Raw genomic sequence first — 18,795 nt, 5'->3', positions numbered from 1 at the left:
GACCCGGTCCAGGATTCCGGCGGGGCCGCTGACCACGGTCTGCTCGTCGTGGTTCTCGGTGGCGACGGCCAGCAGCGGCTCGTCCACCAACTCCAGCAGCTTGCGGGTGCGCTCGGCGCTCGCGGCCAGGGCCACCATGCGCCCGTCGACCCCGCCCTGCCGCTCGATCACGGCGACGCGCTGGGCGACGATCCGGACCCCGTCCTCGACCGAGAAGGCCCCGGCCGCCACCAGGGCGGTGATCTCGCCGAGGCTGTGCCCGGCCAGCACGTCGGGGACGACGCCCTGGGCCGCGAGGATCTCGTAGGCGGCCAGACCGGCGCCGTAGATGGCGACCTGGGAGGCCCAGGGGTCGTTGTCGAGCAGATCGCGCAGATCGGCCTTGCGCTCGCCGAAGAGCACCTCGGAGATGCGGCTGCCGTAGAGCTCCTCGGTCACGGTGTCGAGCCGCTCGAAGACCCGGCCGATCTGGGGATGGCGCTCCTTGGCCCGGCGGAGCGCCTCGCCGTCGAAGCCGCCTTGTCCGGGGAAGAGGAACGCCGTCGTGACGCCGGGGGACGGATTGCTGGACATGCCGATGCCTCCATGGCTGTGGTGGTGACGGTGGGTGAGGTGCGCCACCCGCGCGGGTGGCGCGGCGCTGTGGGCGGCCGAAGGCCGTTGTGAGGTCGCGGCCGTGCCCGGTGGGCGGGCCGCGAGGGAGCCCGGCTAGGCCAGGCGGGCGACCGGGGAGTCGAGCAGGAAGGTGCCCATGCTCCCGAGGTTGGCGGCGATCAGCCGGTCGGCGAGCCGGGTCGCCGGGGGCAGATGCCGGGGGGCGCCGCGGACGAGCCAGCGCACCATCCGGATCTTCCAGCCCGGCTCGGAGCCCGGCGGGATGTGGTCGAAGAGGGCGTGGATATTGGCCGGGGAGTAGAACTCGGCGGGCGGGACGATGGTGGCGAACATCCCGACCATGCCGCTGCCGTGGTGCGGGCTGCGTGCCATCGCCCGGATGAACTCCAGCTCCTCGCGGTTGTAGTCGGCGATCGCGGCGTGGTCGCGGGTGTACTGGAAGTGGCCGCTCACCAGGGCGTCACGGCGCCGGGCGTAGTCGGCGAGGGCGGGGGCGAGGTCGCGGTCCCCGGCCAGGGCCGGCTCCACGGCCTCCACCAGCAGTTCGGCACCGCGCAGCGAGTCGGTGATACCGGCGGCGGTGATGGGGTCGCGGGTGTAGCCCGCGTCGCCGACCAGGGCCCAGCCGGGGCCGTGGCAGTGGCGCAGGAAGTTGGGGACCGCGCCGGTCATCCACTTGTCGACGCGCCGGGTCTCCCGCAGCCGCGCCGCGAACTCCGGGTCGACCTCCTCGAAGGCGGAGACGACCGTGGCGTCGCGCTCCCCGTCGGCGGACGCCTTGAAGTCCTTGACCGGCAGGGCGAGTCCGACGATGGTCAGGCCGTCGTGGGTGGGCCAGGTGAAGGCGTGCTGATGGCGGTGGCGGTAGGTGCGCACCTTGCCGTCGTGCGGCAGATCGGCCCAGTACGACCAGTGGCTCTTGTTGAGCACCGGGTGGGAGTCGTACTTCTCGGCCCCCACCAGCCGGGCGACGGTGGAGTTCGAGCCGTCGGCGCCCACGACCAGCCGGGCGTGCTCGACGATGGGGGTGCGGTCCTCGGTCTCGGCCCGGACGCCGATAACGGTGCCCTGGTCGTCCGTCAGCAGCTCCCGCAGCGCGACCTGTTCGCGCAGTTCCGCCCCGGCCTTGACGGCGGCCTCCAGCAGGATCTCGTCCAGCTTGCGGCGCTCCGGGGAGTACGCCTCGGCCACACCCTCGACGGCGGGCAGCTTGGCCATCAGCTGAACCGGGCCGCTCTGCAGACCGTAGGAGTGGATGGGCGGGCAGCCGGTGGCCGCCACCTCGTCCAGCAGCCCCCAGCGCTTCAGCCGGAGAATTCCCGGAGGGTGGACCAGATTGGTGGCGGCCCCCTTACCGCCGGGGAATTTCGCCCGGTCGAGGAGAAGGACCCGGTACCCCGCTCCCGCCAGGAGCATCGCGGTCGATGCCCCGCTGATACGCGCTCCTACCACAATGACGTCGTACATAGCGTCCCCCATACCCAATGGTCACCCGGGACCCGGGAACCGGTGGATCATCTTGTTCGCTCTGACTTCGCTCTGCCGAATTTAGTTGCGCGACCGGCTCGGGAGGTTTCCCTGGTTTGAATCCTCGACGGCCCCCGAAGAAATCACCTTCGTTTCGGCCGGCGCGGTGCGGCCGCGCGGTGCCATGAGAATGGCCAGACAGCCGGCGGCGGCGATTCCGGCGCCGATCCAGGCGGCGGGCCGCAGCCCGTCCACAAATTCCTGGGGCGAGCCGTATCCGCCCAGCGTGGTGAATACGGAGGTGAGCACCGCGACGCCGAGTGCGCCGCCGAGCTCCCGGAAGGTGTTGTTGGCGCCCGAGGCGATTCCCTGGTCGCGGGGCGCGACGACGTTCATCGCCATTTCCGCGACGGGCGAGAAGAACAGCCCCAGGCCGATTCCGCCGAGCACCAGGCCGGGCACCTGGTCGGCGTAGGCGGTGTCCGCGCTCACCACGGACGCCAGCCAGCCAAGACCCGCGGCCTCGAACAACAGGCCCGCGGCGACCACCAGACGGTTGCCGAGCCGGGCGGTCAGCAGCGCCGCCAGCGGGGCGACGACGACCGGCATCGCCGTCCACGGCAGCATCTTCACGCCCGCCTCCAGCGGCGAGAAGCCCTGGATGTTCTGCATGAACTGGGTGAGCAGGAAGACCAGTCCGAACATGGCCGCGAACATCAGCAGGCTGGCCGCGTTGACCGCGCTGAACGCGCGGTTGCCGAACAGCCGCATCGGCAGCATCGGTTCGGCCGTGCGCAGCTCCCAGCCGACGAAGAGCGCGAGCACCACCAGGCCGCCGGCCAGGAAGGCGAGCACCCGGCCGCTGGTCCAGCCGTGTTCGGTGGTGGACACCAGCGCGTAGACCACGCCGAACACCCCGAGGCTGACCAGGACGGTGCCCACCGGGTCCAGCGAGGTGTCCGGGCGGGTGGACTCGGCCAGCTTCCACAGGCCGAGCACCAGCACCACCACACCGATCGGCACATTGACCCAGAAGATCCACTCCCAGGAGATCTTCTCCACCACGGCCCCGCCGATCAGCGGGCCGAGCGCGACCGCGAGCCCGCTGAGGGCGCCCCAGACGCCCAGCGCGACACCGCGCCGGCGCTCGGGGACGGCCACGGTCAGCAGGGTGAGCGTCAGCGGCATCACCACGGCCGCCCCGAGGCCCTGTACGGCCCGGGCGGCGATCAGGGCGTCCGCGCTGTCGGACAGCGCCGCGGCGGCGGAGGCCCCGGTGAAGACGACGAGGCCGGCCAGGAACACCCGGCGGCGGCCGAACCGGTCACCGGCGGCCGCACCGGCCATCAGGAAGACCGAGAAGGTGAGGGTGTAGCCGTTCACCGTCCACTCCAGGTCCTGGAGGCTGGTGCCCAGGTCCTTCTGAATGGCGGGCAGCGCGGTGATGACGACGAGGTTGTCCAAGGCGGCCATGAAGACGGTGAGTCCGGACACCACCAGCGTCCACACGGGGTTCAATCCGCTCGGGCCGGAACGGTCAGCCATGAATACCTTTCCTATGATGGCGCGATTGCTGTGCGACAGGTTGGTTCACGTCGTTATCCGGCCGACGGATAAACGGGGCAGACGGGGGCCACGCTAACCGGCCACACCCCTCCCCGGAACTGTACTTTGGTACAGGTGGCGGTAGCTGAGCGCGACCAGACCGGCCTGTAGCCGCGATTCCACCTGCAGTTTCGCGAGTATTGACGCCACATGCGCCTTCACCGTGCGCTCGGTCACTTGCAGCCGCAGCGCGATACGGCGGTTGGACCAGCCCGCGCCGAGCAGCGCAAACGTCTGGCCCTCCCTGGCTGATAACAACGGCACACGTTCCAGCTCCCGCGCCCAGTTGGGCACGGGAATATCGGGCACGACGGCAAGACCGCCCCTGTCGGACACGGTGACATTTCCCCCTAGTTAGGCGGCCCTTCGAGCCGCCGATCATGCAAGAATCAGACTTGATTGCCCTCTTGATTATTGCGGCCGCACGCCCGTACGAGTCAAGGATTTCCGACCCTTTCTCGCCTCGCGAGAAAGGGCTGGTGAAGCGCGGGGAATGCGCTTCACGTTTACACCTGTTACCTTAAATTTACTTCATTCTCGCATCGTTGCCGTCCGAGTCGGCGGGACGGCCCCGCCCCAGGTCGGCCAGGTCCGCCGCCGTCCGCTCCACCGCCTCGATGACGGTCACCGGACACCGCGTCATGACCTGTTCGGGCTTCATCACCAGCACCGAGCCCATCACCAGCCCGTCCCAGGTGACCGGCGCCGCGCACTCGTTCCACCCCGCCGCGCACTCCTCGTGGCCCAGGGCGTACCCCCGCGCCCTGATCCGCTCCAGCGAGGCCAGGAGCCGCACATCGTCCCGGTAGGCCCCGGGGCCGGCCTCGGCGGGCACCGGCCGGTCCAGCACCTCCGACTGGATGGTCTCCGGCAGATACGCCAGGATCGCCCGCCCCGCGGCCCCCACCCGCAGCGAGTGCTCGACGGTCTGCACCGCGCGCGGCGTCATCCCCAGCTCCGTCAGATCGGAGTCGCCGACGGCCATGTCGGCACACTGCCGGTGCGCGCCGCCGAAGGGCGCCAGCAGATAGAGGAAGGCCAGCCCCCCGGTGTCCCGGCGCAGCGCCTCCAGGAGGGCGTGGGCGGCCTCCGGCGCGGGCGAGTGGGCCAGGGCCTTGAGACCGAGCTGCGGGGCCGCCGAGCCCAGCCGGTACAGCCCCCGGCCCTCGCGGACGAAGATGCCCTGGTGCACCCCGGACTGGAGGATCCGGTAGACGGTCGAGTCGTCCAGATCCGCCGCTCTGGCCAGCGCCCCGGGCCCATGGGCCCGCCCGCCGAGCTGTGTGAAGGCCCGCTGCACGCGGAACACCCTCTCGGCATGACCGCTTCCGCCCACGGCACCACTGTTGGCCACCCCGTCAGCCCCCCGTGCAGACTCCCCCGTCGCTCTGCCCAACGTGCCACGGGTCCACACCCATTCCCATCCGGGGTGCATGGTCCGCTTGTGGACAACAAGGCCCCGCCGGGTTGCCCGGCGGGGCCTGATGGTTTATGGGGCGGCGTTCGCCGAGCGGCTACTTGCCGGTCTCCTTCTCGTACGCCTTGATGACCTCGTCGGTCGGGCCGTCCATCAGCAACTCGCCCTTCTCCAGCCACAGCACCCGGTCACAGGTGTCCCGGATGGACTTGTTGTTGTGGCTGACGAGGAAGACCGTGCCGGCCTCCTGGCGGAGCTCGCGGATCCGGGCCTCGGAGCGCTTCTGGAACTTCCTGTCACCGGTGGCCAGCGCCTCGTCGATCATCAGCACATCGTGATCCTTGGCCGCGGCGATGGAGAACCGCAGCCGGGCCGCCATACCGGAGGAGTACGTGCGCATCGGCAGGGTGATGAAGTCACCCTTCTCATTGATGCCCGAGAAGTCCACGATGCCCTGGTAGCGCTCCCGGATCTGCTCACGCGACATGCCCATGGCCAGACCACCGAGGATCACGTTCCGCTCACCGGTCAGGTCGTTCATCAGCGCCGCGTTCACACCCAGCAGCGACGGCTGGCCGTTGGTGTAGACCTTGCCGCGCTCGGTGGGCAGCAGCCCCGCGACGGCCTTGAGCAGAGTCGACTTCCCCGAGCCATTGGACCCGATCAGACCGATCGACTCGCCCTTGTACGCCACGAAGGTGACCCCGCGCACCGCGTGCACCTCACGCATGCCCGGGGCGTTCTTCCGGCCCAGCAAGCGGCTGAGGGCGGCGGTGGCGCTGCCCTTCCCCTTGGGGCCGCCGTTGACCCGGTAGACGATGTGGACGTCGTCGGCGATGACGGTGGGCACCCGCGTCGGCGCGGAAGCCGCCGGAGCGGCCTGGTCGGCCCGCTCCGCCTGGGCACCTTTGTCGAGGGTTTGCTCAGCCACGGCCGTACTGCTCCTCTGCCTTCCAGAAGTACACGAATCCCCCGGCACCCAGCAGCACCGCCCACCCCAGCGCCAGCGCCCAGGCATGCGGCGGCAGGCTCGACGAGGGGTAGTCGTTGATCAGGGCGTACCGCATCAGGTCCATGTAGACCGCCGCCGGGTTGGCCAGCAGAAGGTCGGAGACCCAGGAGTGCGCCCCCGCCTTCTGCAGCATGTGCTCCAGCGGGTACATCACACCGGAGGCGTACATCCACGTACGCAGGATGAACGGCAGCAGCTGCGCGAGGTCGGGGGTCTTGGCCCCCATCCGGGCCAGCACCAGGGCCAGACCGGTGTTGAAGACGAACTGCAGCGCCAGGGCCGGGATGACCAGGATCCACGCGAAGGCCGGGAAGTGCCCGAAGCCCAGCAACACGACGACCAGCACGATCATCGAGAAGAGCAGCTGCTGGAGCTGCTGGAGCGCGAACGAGATGGGGAGCGAGGCCCGCGGGAAGTGCAGGGCCCGCACCAGCCCCAGGTTCCCGGAGATGGCGCGCACCCCGGCCATCGCGGAGTTCTGCGAGAAAGTGAAGACGAACACGCCCGTCACCAGGAACGGGATGTACATGTCGTTCTTCATTCCGCCCCTGCCGCCCAGCAGCAGGCCGAAGATGAAGAAGTACACCGCGGCGTTGAGCAGCGGGGTCACCACCTGCCACAGCTGACCCAGCTTGGCCTGGCTGTACTGGGCGGTGAGCTTGGCCGACGAGAAGGCCACGATGAAGTGACGCCGGCCCCACATCTGGCGGATGTACTCGCCGAGGCTCACCCGGGCGCCGCTCACCGACAGCTCGTACTTCCGCGCCAGCTCGGCCGGGGACAGGCCGTCGTCGGCTGATGGCGGGCCACTCACGGCTACCGCACCGTCGTGCGTAGTCTCGCTCACAGTTGACACTTTCGTCTTCAGGGTGCGCTGAGCGGGGCCGCGCCCCGGGTCGCGCCCGATGCTCTTCGTTACGAGCTTGTCAGATGACAGGAGGTCGGCCCAGTCGGGTCAGGCGCCATACCGTACGCCACTTCATGGGGCGGCGTGGACCACACGGTGTCTTCCAGCCTTCCCGGAACCCTCCGAACCAGGCCCGAAGTGCGGTTTTCGACGGACGCCTGGCCAGTGTGAGCAGCAGCCAGACGCCCAGATAGACGGGGACGAGCAGCGCAGGAAGGTTACGCCGGGCCAGCCAGACCCGGTTGCGCGCCACCATGCGGTGGTAGACCGCGTGCCTGCTCGGGGCGGTGGTCGGATGGTGCAGCACCATGTCCGACCGGTAATCGATCATCCACCCGGCGTCCAGCGCCCGCCAGGCCAGATCGGTCTCCTCATGGGCGTAGAAGAAGTCGTCCGGCAACCCTCCGACCTGCTGGAACACCGTGGTACGGACCGCGTTGGCACCGCCCAGGAAGGTGGTCACCCGGGAGGACCGCAGGGGGTCGGAGGCGCGCAGCCGGGGCACATGGCGACGCTGGGTGACGCCGGTGTCGGGGTCGGCGATGCGGAACGAGATGATGCCCAGCTTCGGATCGGCGGCGAACGCCTGGCGGCACAGCTCGGCCGTGTCGGTGCCCGGGAGCAGCCCGTCGTCGTCGAGGAACAGCAGCACATCGACGTCCGACCCGCCGGGTCCGAACGCTTCGATGCCCACGTTGCGGCCCGCCGGAATGCCCACGTTCTCGGGCAGCTCGATGGTCCGGACCCCCTCGGGGAGCGGGGGCAGCGGCGAGCCGTTGCCCACGACGACCACCTCGACCGGGCCGCCGTCCTGCTTGGCGACCGAGTCGAGGAGTGCGCGCAGCTCCTCGGGGCGATTGCCCATCGTCAGGACGACCGCTCCGAGCTTCATTGTGCTCATGCTCACTTGAGCCTGCTCGACGCGAGGATGGACACGAGGTGAAGCAGGGTTTGCAGCAGGGCGATACCGGCCAGTACGGCAACGCCCAGCCGGGTGAAGAACAGGTCGCCGCGCACCTGGTCCACGACCGCCACCACGAGGATGAGCAGCGAGGCCTCGACCCCGAGGACCAGCCGGTGGAACTTCAGCGCCGCGGCCGCCCTGCGGGCCAGCGCCACACCGGACGAGCGGGGCTCGGCGGCCGCCTCCTTGACCGGCGGCAGACCGCCCTGGTGCCGGGCGACCCCGACGAGGTCGGTCTCGGCCTTGATCAGGATGGCACCGAGCGCGGCGAGGGTGCCGAGGAACGCCCACAGCCAGTCGATCCGCCCGGAGCCCCACAGGTCGGCGGCGCGCAGACCGAAGCCGACGAGCACCGCGGCGTCGCACAGATAGGCGCCGACCCGGTCCAGATACACACCGCCCAGCGAGAACTGCTTCTTCCAGCGGGCTATCTCGCCGTCGACGCAGTCCAGCAGCAGGTAGAGCTGGACCATCAGCACCCCGAGCACGGCGCCCGCGATCCCCGGCACCAGCAGGGCCGGGGCCGCGAGGGCGCCGCAGACGGTCATCAGATACGTCAGCTGATTGGGCGTGACCCGCGTGTTCACCAGGTGCCGGTCGATGCGCAGCGAGATCTCGCGCATGTAGAGGCGCCCGGCCCAGTGCTCACCGCTCCGCCGGTCCTTCACCCCAACGGGGTGGACGACCGGGCGGAGTTCAGCCACTGATGGCTTGACTGACTGCTTTGGCATAGTCGGCGTATGCGTCCCTGATCGCGTCGGATGAGAGGTCGAGGTGCTCGAGGATCGTGTAGCGGCCGGGGCGCGTCTTCGGAGCGAACTCCACGACCTGGACGAACTCGTCCACGGTGAAGCCGATCTCCTCGGGCAGCACGGGCAGCCCGTGCCGGTGCAGCACCTCGGCCATGTGCTCCGACTCCTGGTGCGCCCCGCGCAGACGCATCGCGAAGGCGGCGGCCAGACCGCACTGCTCGCCGTGGCTGGCGGCGCGCTTGGGGAAGAGGAGGTCGAAGGCGTGGTTGATCTCGTGGCAGGCACCGGAGGCCGGGCGGGAGTCCCCCGCGACCGACATCGAGATGCCGGTGAGCACCAGTCCCTCGGCCAGCACCTGGAGGAAGCCGTCGTCGCCGACCCCGCCGGGGTGGCGCAGCACGGCCTCACCGGCCTGGCGCGCCATCGCGGCCGCGAGGCCGTCGATCTGCTCGCCGGTCTCCCGGTTGGACAGCTCCCAGTCGGCGACCGCGGAGATGTTGGACAGGGCGTCGCCGATACCGGAGCGGACGAAGCGGACCGGCGCCTCCCGGATCACATCGAGGTCGATGACCACGGCGATCGGGTTGGGCACCCCGTACGAGCCGCGGCCCGCGTCGTTGTCGAGGGTCGCGACCGGGGAGCACAGACCGTCGTGCGAGAGGTTGGTGGCGACGGCGACCAGCGGAAGGCCGATGCGCGCCGCGGCGAACTTCGCACAGTCGATGATCTTTCCGCCGCCCAGCCCCACGACCGCGTCGTAGTGCCCCGACTTCATGCGGTCGGCGAGCTTGATCGCGTCATCCAGGGTGCCGCCGTCGACCTCGTACCAGCTCGCGCCCGGCAGCGCCGGCGCCAGCCGCTCGCGCAGCAGGGCGCCGGAGCCGCCGCTGATGGCGATGGCCAGCTTGCCGGAGGAGGAGATCCGCTGGTCGGCGAGGACCCCCGCGAGGTCGTCCAGGGCGCCCGCGCGGATGTCGACGACGAGCGGCGAGGGGATGAGCCTCGTCAGTACTGGCACGCGATCTCACGGCCCTTCGCCAGATCGTCGTGGTTGTCGATCTCGACCCACTTGATGTCGCCGATGGGGGCCACGTCGATCTTGAAGCCGCGGTTGACCAGCTCCTGGTAGCCGTCCTCGTAGTAGAGGTCGGGGTCGCGCTCGAAGGTGGCCTTCAGCGCGTCCGCGAGGTCGGCGGCGGCCTCCCCCTCGATGAGGGTGACGCCGATGTACTCACCGGTCGCCTCGGCCGGGTCCATCAGCTTGGTGATCTTCTGGACGCCCTTGTCGGGGTCGGCGACGACCTTCATCTCCTCGTCGGCGAGCTGCTTGACCGTGTCCAGGGCGAGGATGATCTTCTGGCCGTTGCCGCGCGCGGCCAGCAGGGTCTTCTCGACCGAGACCGGGTGCACGGTGTCGCCGTTGGCGAGGATCACGGTGTGCTGGATCGCGTCACGGGCGCACCAGAGGGAGTAGGCGTTGTTCCACTCCTCGGCCTTGTCGTTGTCGATCAGCGTGAGCTTGACGCCGTAACGCTTCTCCAGGGCCTCCTTGCGCTCGTACACGGCCTCCTTGCGGTAGCCGACGACGATGGCGACCTCGGTCAGACCGACCTCCGCGAAGTTGCCGAGGGTCAGGTCGAGGACGGTGGTCTCACCGTCCACGGGCACCAGGGCCTTGGGAAGCGTGTCGGTGTAGGGGCGCAGACGCCGTCCGGCGCCGGCCGCGAGCACAAGGCCGATCATGCGGGTTCTCCTGATTCGTCGTGTACAGCGGGTGCTCCTGAGGACACCCAGAAGCGGATGCTCTCGATGAGCACCGCCAGCGCGAGGGCCGCCGCCAAAGCGGTCAACGCGATGGTGAAACCTTGGTTCTGGTGGTGCAGCAGGGCAGCGGCGGCGGTGACCGCCACCGTCCGCCCCTCGTGCCCGCCGATCGCCCGCACCAGCCGGTGCGGGGGCGCTCCCGTGCCGCCACGGATGCGGTACACCGTGTCGTAGTGATGGTAGGCGACTGCCGCAACGAGCCCGAAAGCCGACGGCAACGCGCCGTTCACCTCCGAGCAAGCCGCCAGAATCAGGATGGTGCCGTATTCGGCCGCGCGGAAGAGCGGCGGCACCAGCCAGTCGAGGGGGCCCTGGAGGGGCGCGGCGACGGCGACGCCCGCGAGGACCGCGTAGAGCACGGCGCAGCCGACGGGCACCCAGGAGCCGAAACCGGCGGCCGCGGTGCCGGCCAGGACGGCCGCCGTGCCGAGGGCGGCCGAGAGCGGGGCGAGGTACGAACTCATCCGGCGGGGGGCGGCCTTGGCGACCAGCTCGGCCAGTGGGCCGGAGTCGGCCAGCTCGGCGAGGGCGCGGGCGGCCCGGTCCGTGCGCTCGGCCCGGCGGGTCAGCGAGCGCAGCACCCGGCCCGCGGTGGTGTAGCAGGCGGCCAGCGCACAGCCGATGAGCAGTGCGTAGAAGGTGATACGGGGCGTGGTGAGCGCCGTCAGCACGGCGATCATCGCCCAGCGCTCACCGATCGGCAGCACGATCATGCGGCGCATCCAGACCGTCCAGCCGACGCTGTCGAGGCGGCCGGAGAGGGCGGCGGTGGGGCTGGAGTTGCCGGTGGCGTCGTGGTTGGCCTCGTTGAAGGCGAAGTCCACGACATGGCGGCAGGTCTGGAGCACCATCGCGCCGAGCGCGAGCGCCCAGATGTCGTCGCCGTCGGCGCGGGCGGCGCCGAGCGCGAGGCCCGCGTAGTAGGCGTACTCCTTGGCCCGGTCGAACGTGGCGTCCAGCCAGGCGCCGAGCGTGGAGTACTGGAGCGAATAGCGGGCCAGCTGCCCGTCGGTGCAGTCGAGTACGAACGAGGCGATCAGCAGCACACCGGCCGAGACGAACCCGGGCCGGGTGCCGGTGGCGGCGCAGGCCGCGGCGATGAGCGCAGTGAGGAGGGAGGCGGTGGTGACCTGATTGGGGGTCAGCCCGCGCCGGGCGCACCAGCGGGCGATGTAGCGGGAGTACGGGCTGATGCAGAAGGTCGTGAAGAAGCCGTCCCGCGACTTCACGGCCGACCGCAGCCGCACCCGCTCGTCGTCCACCGCGTCCACGGCGTCCCGCGCCGCGGTCCGCGCGGCGGCGTCCGCGGGCACGGCGGCCACGAGCACCCCGAGCTCGGGCCGGTGCACGGGGACGCCTTCGGCGTCGAGGGCGGCGGCGAGGTCGTCCACGCGGGAGTGGGCGTCGGCCGTCCCGGCCGGGGTCGGCGCCTCGGTGGCGGCCACGGCCGGCGACTGCGCGGCGGAGCCGCCGTCGGCAGGCGCCACGCCGCCCGCGGCCGCGTCGGCGGCGCGGTCCGGGGAGGCCACGCGCGTGGCCTCGCCGGGCGCGGCGGCAGTGGGTGCCTCGGTGGCGCCGAGGGCGGTGGCGGGCCCGGACGGCTGCGTCCGGCTCCAGCTCCCCGCGTCGCCCGACGCGTGCGCCGCGTCGGACGCGGCCCTCCCGCCGGTGCGGGTCGCCTGACCGACAGCACCCGCGGTGACGGCCCCGGCCGCGCCGAGCGCGGCCGCATCCGGCTCGGCCGCCTCATTGGCACCGGCAGGGGCCTCCTGGCCCGGGCCACCGCCGTCGATGGCGGGCGCCGTTGCCGGCGTGGCCGCGGGCGCCGGGCTCTCGGCGGAGCCGAGGGCCTGAGCGGGGGCGGCGGTGGGCGCCCCGCCGCTGTTCCCACTGGCCCGCGCCGTGGCGGCGGTAGCCGTCACCGCGCGGGCCAGCGCCGGTCGCGCCTCGGGCTGGGCCGTCAGCGCACCGCGCACCGTGGCGGCGGGGAAGCGGGGGTCGGTGAGGGCCAGCCGCAGGGCATGGACATGGCCGACGAAGCGGGGGTCCACGAGGGCCACCCGCTCATGCGCCGGGACGGCGGCGAGCTCCGCCGTGACCCCGGCGGCGTCGGTCGCCGTGCGCACGGCGAAGCCCAGCGACCGCAGGTCGTCCTCGAGGGACGAGCCGGCGACCGGCGCACCGGTGAGGATCGCGGTCGACAGACGAACTCACTCCTTGGCAGCTGACATGGTGGCCGCGCCGCTGATGGCACTGGCCTGGGGCCCTCCGGGCCGTGGACGTCGCACGCCCTGCCCCGTGGGGCCGGCGGCACGTCCGGCAGAGGCTATCGGATCGATGGAAGCCGCCGTTCACCGCACATTCACCACACGATCGGGGGAACGACCACTTCCGCGCGCCGCCGATCATCATGGTGGATGGCGGCTGTCCTCCACAAACGGCGATCGCCCCGCCACGGATAGGGTGCGGGGCATGACATGGCTGATCACAGGTGGTGCCGGATATATCGGGTCGCATGTCGTGCGGGCCATGGCCGAGGCGGGCGAGTCCGTGGCCGTGCTCGACGACCTGACCAGCGGCATCCGGGCGCGGCTGCCCGGGGACGTGCCGCTGGTGTGCGGCTCCACCCTGGACCGTGCGCTGCTGGACCGCACGTTCGCCGAGCTGGGAGTGACCGGTGTGGTGCATCTCGCGGCGAAGAAGCAGGTCGGGGAGTCCGTGGAGCAGCCGCTCCGCTACTACCGCGAGAATGTGCACGGGCTCACGGTGCTGCTGGAGGCGGCGGTCGCGGCCGGTGTCAGCCGCTTCCTCTTCTCCTCCTCCGCCGCCGTCTACGGCATGCCCGATGTGGAACTCGTCACCGAGGACACCCCGTGCCTGCCGATCAATCCGTACGGAGAGACCAAGCTGGCCGGAGAATGGCTGGTCAGGGCGGCGGGCGCGGCCCACTCCCTCTCCACGGCCTGTCTGCGCTACTTCAATGTGGCGGGTGCCACGCGCCCCGATCTGGCCGACACCGGAGTGTTCAACATCATCCCGATGATGTTCGAGCGGATCACCGAGGGAGAGCCGCCGCGGATCTTCGGCGATGACTACGACACCCCCGACGGCACCTGTGTCCGCGACTACATCCATGTCGAGGATCTGGCCTCCGCCCATCTGGCCGTGGCCCGTCGCCTGGCCGCGCAGCCGGAGCCGGGCGATCTCACGGTGAACATCGGCACCGGCCGGGGCGTCTCGGTGCGGGAGATGTCCGATCTGATCGGCGAGATCACCGGCCGCCCGGAACTCGCCCCCGTGGTCGGGCCGCGCCGGGCGGGCGATCCGGCCCGGGTCGTCGGATCCACCGAACTGATCGCCAAGGAGCTGGGCTGGAGCGCCCGGCACGATGTGCGCGCGATGGTGGAATCGGCCTGGGCGGGCTGGTGCCTGCACCACCCCGAGGCCCGGCGCGGCTGACCCGTCCCCGCCCCGGTGCCGTAGTTCACTGGTCAGCAGTGGACCGCGGCGCCGGGAGGAGGGCCCTACGCACATGGGCGCAGGTCATGACCACGCCCGCGGCCACACCACCGCGGGCGCCGCCCACCGGTGGCGGCTGCGGATCGCCCTGGCCATCACCCTCACGGTGATGGCCGTGGAGATCATCGGCGGTCTGCTGGCCGGCTCCCTCGCCCTGCTCGCGGACGCCGGTCATATGGCGACGGACGCGCTCGGGCTCGCGATGGCGCTGCTGGCGATCCACTTCGCGGGCCGTCCCCCGAGCCCGCACCGCACCTACGGCTATGCCCGTGCCGAGATCCTGGCGGCCCTGGGCAACTGTCTGCTGCTGTTCGGCGTCGGCGGCTACATCCTCTATGAGGCGGTGCTGCGGTTCCTTACCCCGGCCGCCACCGAGGGCGGGCTGACCATCGTCTTCGGCGCCGTCGGCCTGGCGGCGAACCTGGTGTCGCTGGCCCTGCTCCGGGGCGGGCAGCGCACCAGCCTGAACGTCCGGGGCGCCTTCCTGGAGGTCGCGGCGGACGCGCTGGGCTCGGTCGCGGTGCTGGTGTCCGCCGGGATCATCCTGGGGACCGGCTGGCAGACGGCCGATCCCATCGCGTCCCTGGTGATCGGCCTCATGATCGTCCCGCGGACGTACAAGCTGCTGCGCGAGACGCTGAACGTGCTCCTGGAGGCGGCACCGCGGAATGTCGACATGGCGGCCGTACGCGCCCACATCCTGGCCCTGCCCGGGGTCGAGGGGCTGCACGACCTCCATGTCTGGACCATCACCTCGGGAATGCCGGTGCTCTCCGCGCATGTGGTGGTCGCTCCGGGGGCCCTGGACGCGATGGGCCACGAGCGGATGCTGCACGCCCTCCAGGGATGTCTCGGGGAGCACTTCGACGTCGGGCACTGCACGTTCCAGCTGGAACCGGGTGGGCATGCTGATCACGAAGCCAAGCTGTGCCACTGACATGGACGAGGGGCACATGTGCGGCAGACTTGGACGTTCACGAGTCGGAACTAGAGGATGGTCATGCCGATCACACCTGCCAACGGCGGCTCCGCCGAGACCGCCGAGACCGCCGCGCCGAGCGGTCCCGCAGAGCCGATCATGCTCGAGCTGGTCGACGAGGACGGTACGACGATCGGCACCGCGGAGAAGCTCTCCGCACATCTCGCACCCGGCAAGCTGCACCGGGCGTTCTCCGTCTTCCTCTTCGACGACGAGGGGCGGCTGCTGCTGCAGCGCCGCGCGCTGGGCAAGTACCACTCCCCCGGGGTCTGGTCCAACACCTGTTGCGGCCACCCGTACCCCGGTGAGCCGCCGTTCGTGGCCGCCGCCCGGCGCACCGCCGAGGAGCTGGGCGTGGCGCCCGCGCTGCTGCGGGAGGCGGGCACGGTCCGCTACAACCACCCGGACCCGGCCTCGGGCCTGGTGGAGCAGGAGTACAACCACCTCTTCGCGGGGCTGGTCCGGGCGACCCCGCGCCCGGACCCCGAGGAGATCGGCGAGATCGCCTTCGTCACCCCCGACGAGCTGGAGAAGCTGCGCGACGAGGGCCCGTTCTCGGCGTGGTTCATGACCGTGCTGGACGCGGCCCGCCCGGCGGTCCGTGAGCTCACCGGGACGGCGGCAGGCTGGTAGCGGCGCCGGGCAGCGGAAGGGCGGCCCAGACCACCTTGCCGCCGCTCGCCGTGTGGTCCACGTCGTAGACCCCGCCCGCCTCCTCCGTGATCGCCGTCACCAGCAGCAGTCCCCGCCCACCGGTCCCGTCCTGGTTCGCCATCAGCGCGACGGGCCGGTAGGGGTGGTTGTCCTCGACGGCGATCCGGACCCAGTCCCGGCCCAGGGAGACCTCGACGGCGATCTCGGGGGAGAGCAGCGCGGCGTGCCGTACCGCGTTGGTGACCAGCTCGGAGACGATCAGGAGCAGACTCTCCACCAGTTCGTCGTGCACCGGCACCCGCTGATGGGCCAGCAGCTCGCGCACCGCGTGCCGGGCCTGTGGCACGGAGGAGTCCAGGGCCGGTGCGGTGAACCGCCAGGTCCCCTCGTAGCCGGCCGGGGGCGGCGGCGCGGGCGGGGCGTGTCCCGCTTCGGAGGGGACTCTCCCGACGATCTCCATGTGTGATACCCACCCCTCGCCGCGGCCCGACCTCTCGTACCGAGTGTTGGGAAGCTCTGGTACTGACCGATGGACTACGCACAACTTGACGCTTATCGAGCGTTTTTGATCGTTGGCGTATGCCAGCGTCACGCGCTCGACTGTTCCTGCTCGCGTGGATTCCGTGCATTGTCTCTGTGGATGCCGAGCCTTGACTCAGCCGTGACCGGCTTGAACGGCCGGGTCCCGGCTGGGCCCCGGCCAGGATGCCATCGGAGGCGCCGCCGCGCGGCCCGGACATGAGCGGCCCGGATACGATCCGCCACATGGAGCCCTCCCTGGAGCACGAGGTCGCCGACGGCATAGCGACCGTCGTCATCCGCCACCCCGCCAAGCGCAACGCGATGACCCCCGGGATGTGGCGGGCGCTGCCCCCGCTGCTGGCACAACTCGCCGCCGACTCCGCCGTACGCGCGCTGGTCCTCACCGGCGACGGCGACACCTTCTGCGCGGGCGCCGACATCGGCTCGCTGAGCACCACGTACGAGGAGACCGCCGGAATCGCGCTGCCCGCCGAGGAGGCGCTGGCCGCCTTCCCCAAGCCGACCCTGGCCGCGGTGCGCGGCTACTGCGTGGGCGGCGGCTGCCAGCTCGCGGCCGCCTGCGATCTGCGGTTCGCCGAGGAGGGCGCCCAGTTCGGGATCACCCCGGCCAAGCTGGGGATCGTCTACGCCCCCAGCTCGACCCGCCGGCTGGTCGAGCTGGTGGGACCGGCCACCGCCAAGTTCCTGCTGTTCTCGGGCGAGCTGATCGACACCGAGCGGGCGCTGCGCACCGGTCTGGTGGACGAGGTGCTGCCGGCGGGCGGACTCGACAAGCGGGTGGCGGAGTTCACGCGGGTGCTGGTCTCCCGGTCGCAGCTCACCCAGGCCGCGGTCAAGGAGTTCGCGGCCGGGCCCGTCGAACCGGACAGGGTCGCGTACTGGCAGGAGCAGGCGGGGGACAGCAAGGAGGCCGCCGAGGGCATCGCGGCCTTCTTCGAGCGCCGCCCTCCGAGCTTCCGCTGGACCCCACCGGCCGAATGACCGCGGCCGGACGCGGCCGGATCGGGCGGGTTGATGGGATCCGTAAGGACGTCACGGCGGCCAGGGTGTGGCCGAACCGGACGGGTCCATGGGATCGGTAAGGGCGTCACGGCGGCCGGGGTTGTGGCCGAACCGGACGGGTCCATGGGATCGGTAAGGGCGTCACGGCGGCCGGGGTTGTGGCCGGATCCGGCGGGACCGACGAGGACTGGTGAGACCCGGGCTACCGGGGGTGACTACCAGTCGGTAGCGTGCGCCCATGACCACACTTCCCGAGCTTGCCGCCCGTCGCTGTTACAGCGTCGTCAACCCCCTCCACTCCGCCATCTACTTCTCCCCCGACTTCGGCGAGGAACTCGCCGAGCTGGGGCTGAAGGACGGCGCGGCCGCATACTTCGTCGGCCGCGCGGCGCCCCTGGGACGGGTGGGCGCGGGCACCGTCACCGCGACCTTCTTCAACTTCAGCCACGACCTGGTCGCCCGCCACATTCCGGCCGCGTGGGACGTGGTCTCCCCCGAGGTCGCCCTGGAGGCCCGGCTGCGGGCCGCCGACTCGGTGCTGCGGCGGGTGCTGGGCGAGGAGGTCATCGCCTCCAAGGAGCTGGCCGAGGCCGCGGAGCTGGCCCTGCGCGCCACGGAGGCGTGCTCGCGCCTGGCGCGTCCGCTGTACGCCGCCCACGCCGACCTGCCCGTCCCGGACGCCCCGCACCTGGCGCTGTGGCACGCCGCCACGCTGCTGCGCGAACACCGCGGCGACGCCCATCTGATGACCCTGGTCGGCGCCGGGCTGGACGCGGTCGAGGCGCTGGCCTCCCACACCGCGACCGGTCAGGGCATGTCCACCAAGTGGATCCTGCGCACGCGCGGCTACAGCGCCGAGGAGTGGGAGGCGGGCCGCCAGCGGCTGCGCGACCGCGGCCTGCTCACCGCGGACAACGAGCTGACGGAGGCCGGTGAGCGGCTGCGCCAGGACCTGGAGGCCGAGACCGACCGCCTGGACGCGGCACCGTACGAGCACCTGGGCGCCGAGGGAGTGTCCCGGCTCACCGAACTCGCCACCGCATTCTCCACAACCGCCCGCGAGAACGGCGCCTTCCCGACCGACCTTCGCGGCAAGAGCTGACCGACGGCCCCTTGGGCCGCCCGTCGGACGCCGAGCCTCCCGGCGAGGCTCGGCCCCGGCGTGAGCCCGGCACATGGTCCTGGTCGGCGGCCCCGCCGGGGGGCCGCGTTTGGCAGGGGCACATCGGGATACCCGCTTGTTGTGCGCGATCGGCCGTCTGACAACCGGGCGCCCACACCGCGCGCCGCGTACGCCGGCAACAGCCCGTGCGCCGCGTAGCGAACGGTGCCCGGCGGCCGCCGCCGAGCCGCCACCGACCGACAGGAGGTATCCCGTGTTCCGCGCCATCGCCGATGTGCTCCGTGCCATCGGTGCCGCCATCGCGACCGTGGTGACGCTTCCGTTCCGCGCTGTGGCCCGCCTCCTCGGCGGTGTCTCCGATGCGGCGAGCGGACCGCGCCGCAGGCGGGTGTGATGACCGTTTCCGGCTGAT

General features: G+C 71.3%; 19 protein-coding genes. 6 read left to right on the top strand and 13 right to left on the bottom strand.

The genetic code is table 11. The features are described from left to right. The 12 genes from GWI24_RS07670 to GWI24_RS07615 form a co-directional block, all read right to left on the bottom strand. Positions 1-573 (bottom strand): ACP S-malonyltransferase (locus GWI24_RS07670; protein WP_210945135.1); only part of this gene is annotated, 573 nt, incomplete at its 3' end. Between the two features lie 135 nt (positions 574-708). Next, a complete protein-coding gene (locus GWI24_RS07665) occupies positions 709-2,082 on the bottom strand; it encodes an NAD(P)/FAD-dependent oxidoreductase (RefSeq protein WP_210945134.1) in 1,374 nt (457 codons plus the stop codon). An 81-nt stretch (positions 2,083-2,163) separates the two neighbouring features. Next, a complete protein-coding gene (locus tag GWI24_RS07660) occupies positions 2,164-3,627 on the bottom strand; it encodes an MFS transporter (RefSeq protein ID WP_210945133.1) in 1,464 nt (487 codons plus the stop codon). A 93-nt stretch (positions 3,628-3,720) separates the two neighbouring features. After that, positions 3,721-4,023: a response regulator transcription factor gene (locus GWI24_RS07655; RefSeq protein ID WP_210945132.1), complete on the bottom strand. Its 303-nt coding sequence runs from the start codon at positions 4,021-4,023 to the stop codon at positions 3,721-3,723. A gap of 190 nt (positions 4,024-4,213) precedes the next feature. Next, a complete protein-coding gene (locus tag GWI24_RS07650) occupies positions 4,214-4,987 on the bottom strand; it encodes an IclR family transcriptional regulator C-terminal domain-containing protein (protein ID WP_308343552.1) in 774 nt (257 codons plus the stop codon). Positions 4,988-5,201: 214 nt separating this feature from the next. Next, positions 5,202-6,035, bottom strand: a complete 834-nt coding sequence (locus GWI24_RS07645; protein WP_210945130.1) for an ABC transporter ATP-binding protein — start codon at positions 6,033-6,035, stop codon at positions 5,202-5,204. Continuing rightward, a complete protein-coding gene (locus tag GWI24_RS07640; protein WP_210945129.1) occupies positions 6,028-6,963 on the bottom strand; it encodes an ABC transporter permease in 936 nt (311 codons plus the stop codon). Before GWI24_RS07640 ends, GWI24_RS07645 begins: the two co-directional genes overlap by 8 nt. A gap of 79 nt (positions 6,964-7,042) precedes the next feature. Further along, positions 7,043-7,915: a glycosyltransferase family 2 protein gene (locus GWI24_RS07635; protein ID WP_210945140.1), complete on the bottom strand. Its 873-nt coding sequence runs from the start codon at positions 7,913-7,915 to the stop codon at positions 7,043-7,045. Between the two features lie 11 nt (positions 7,916-7,926). Continuing rightward, a complete protein-coding gene (locus tag GWI24_RS07630) occupies positions 7,927-8,718 on the bottom strand; it encodes a CDP-alcohol phosphatidyltransferase family protein (RefSeq protein WP_210945128.1) in 792 nt (263 codons plus the stop codon). Further along, the gene (locus GWI24_RS07625) at positions 8,684-9,757 is read right to left on the bottom strand and encodes an iron-containing alcohol dehydrogenase family protein (protein ID WP_210945127.1); all 1,074 of its coding nucleotides are present in this window, start codon (positions 9,755-9,757) and stop codon (positions 8,684-8,686) included. Before GWI24_RS07625 ends, GWI24_RS07630 begins: the two co-directional genes overlap by 35 nt. Then, complete coding sequence (locus tag GWI24_RS07620; RefSeq protein WP_210945126.1) at positions 9,745-10,482, bottom strand: sugar phosphate nucleotidyltransferase; 738 nt, start codon at positions 10,480-10,482, stop codon at positions 9,745-9,747. The genes GWI24_RS07625 and GWI24_RS07620 overlap by 13 nt, the downstream gene beginning before the upstream one ends. Further along, complete coding sequence (locus GWI24_RS07615; protein ID WP_210945139.1) at positions 10,479-12,356, bottom strand: DUF5941 domain-containing protein; 1,878 nt, start codon at positions 12,354-12,356, stop codon at positions 10,479-10,481. The genes GWI24_RS07620 and GWI24_RS07615 overlap by 4 nt, the downstream gene beginning before the upstream one ends. 679 nt (positions 12,357-13,035) lie before the next feature. Here GWI24_RS07615 and galE point away from each other — a divergent pair. The 3 genes from galE to idi all read left to right on the top strand — a co-directional run bounded on the left by galE (position 13,036) and on the right by idi (position 15,694). Then, positions 13,036-14,022, top strand: coding sequence for a UDP-glucose 4-epimerase GalE (gene galE / locus GWI24_RS07605; RefSeq protein WP_210945125.1), 987 nt, complete (start codon positions 13,036-13,038; stop codon positions 14,020-14,022). Positions 14,023-14,095: 73 nt separating this feature from the next. Next, positions 14,096-15,019, top strand: coding sequence for a cation diffusion facilitator family transporter (locus GWI24_RS07600; RefSeq protein ID WP_210945124.1), 924 nt, complete (start codon positions 14,096-14,098; stop codon positions 15,017-15,019). A 63-nt stretch (positions 15,020-15,082) separates the two neighbouring features. Then, positions 15,083-15,694: an isopentenyl-diphosphate Delta-isomerase gene (gene idi / locus GWI24_RS07595; RefSeq protein ID WP_210945123.1), complete on the top strand. Its 612-nt coding sequence runs from the start codon at positions 15,083-15,085 to the stop codon at positions 15,692-15,694. Here the strand turns inward: idi and GWI24_RS07590 are convergent. Next, positions 15,669-16,175, bottom strand: coding sequence for an ATP-binding protein (locus GWI24_RS07590; protein WP_210945122.1), 507 nt, complete (start codon positions 16,173-16,175; stop codon positions 15,669-15,671). The two genes, idi and GWI24_RS07590, sit on opposite strands and share 26 nt — an antisense overlap. A 305-nt stretch (positions 16,176-16,480) precedes the next feature. Between GWI24_RS07590 and GWI24_RS07585 the strand changes: the two genes are divergently transcribed. The 3 genes from GWI24_RS07585 to GWI24_RS07575 all read left to right on the top strand — a co-directional run bounded on the left by GWI24_RS07585 (position 16,481) and on the right by GWI24_RS07575 (position 18,777). Then, entirely contained in the window at positions 16,481-17,239 is a 759-nt protein-coding gene (locus tag GWI24_RS07585; protein ID WP_210945121.1) for an enoyl-CoA hydratase/isomerase family protein, read from the top strand. A 259-nt stretch (positions 17,240-17,498) separates the two neighbouring features. Beyond that, entirely contained in the window at positions 17,499-18,362 is an 864-nt protein-coding gene (locus GWI24_RS07580; protein ID WP_210945120.1) for a hypothetical protein, read from the top strand. 274 nt (positions 18,363-18,636) lie between these two features. Then, positions 18,637-18,777 (top strand): LPFR motif small protein, encoded by a 141-nt coding sequence (locus GWI24_RS07575; RefSeq protein WP_201854464.1) that lies wholly within the window; start codon positions 18,637-18,639, stop codon positions 18,775-18,777. Positions 18,778-18,795 lie beyond the last annotated feature (18 nt).

The organism is Streptomyces sp. MK37H, assembly GCF_018035285.1.
GTDB lineage: Bacteria > Actinomycetota > Actinomycetes > Streptomycetales > Streptomycetaceae > Streptomyces > Streptomyces endocoffeicus.
Note: the sequence above shows the minus strand (reverse complement) of the source record. Positions and strands in the feature narration are given on the sequence as shown.

Coding starts and splice junctions, on each gene's coding strand:
- GWI24_RS07630 (WP_210945128.1), bottom strand. CDS start 8,718: ATGCCAAAGCAGTCAGTCAAGCCATCAGTGGCTGAACTCCGCCCGGTC.
- GWI24_RS07590 (WP_210945122.1), bottom strand. CDS start 16,175: ATGGAGATCGTCGGGAGAGTCCCCTCCGAAGCGGGACACGCCCCGCCC.
- GWI24_RS07620 (WP_210945126.1), bottom strand. CDS start 10,482: ATGATCGGCCTTGTGCTCGCGGCCGGCGCCGGACGGCGTCTGCGCCCC.
- GWI24_RS07635 (WP_210945140.1), bottom strand. CDS start 7,915: ATGAAGCTCGGAGCGGTCGTCCTGACGATGGGCAATCGCCCCGAGGAG.
- GWI24_RS07585 (WP_210945121.1), top strand. CDS start 16,481: ATGGAGCCCTCCCTGGAGCACGAGGTCGCCGACGGCATAGCGACCGTC.
- GWI24_RS07660 (WP_210945133.1), bottom strand. CDS start 3,627: ATGGCTGACCGTTCCGGCCCGAGCGGATTGAACCCCGTGTGGACGCTG.
- GWI24_RS07665 (WP_210945134.1), bottom strand. CDS start 2,082: ATGTACGACGTCATTGTGGTAGGAGCGCGTATCAGCGGGGCATCGACC.
- GWI24_RS07580 (WP_210945120.1), top strand. CDS start 17,499: ATGACCACACTTCCCGAGCTTGCCGCCCGTCGCTGTTACAGCGTCGTC.
- GWI24_RS07600 (WP_210945124.1), top strand. CDS start 14,096: ATGGGCGCAGGTCATGACCACGCCCGCGGCCACACCACCGCGGGCGCC.
- galE (WP_210945125.1), top strand. CDS start 13,036: ATGACATGGCTGATCACAGGTGGTGCCGGATATATCGGGTCGCATGTC.
- idi (WP_210945123.1), top strand. CDS start 15,083: ATGCCGATCACACCTGCCAACGGCGGCTCCGCCGAGACCGCCGAGACC.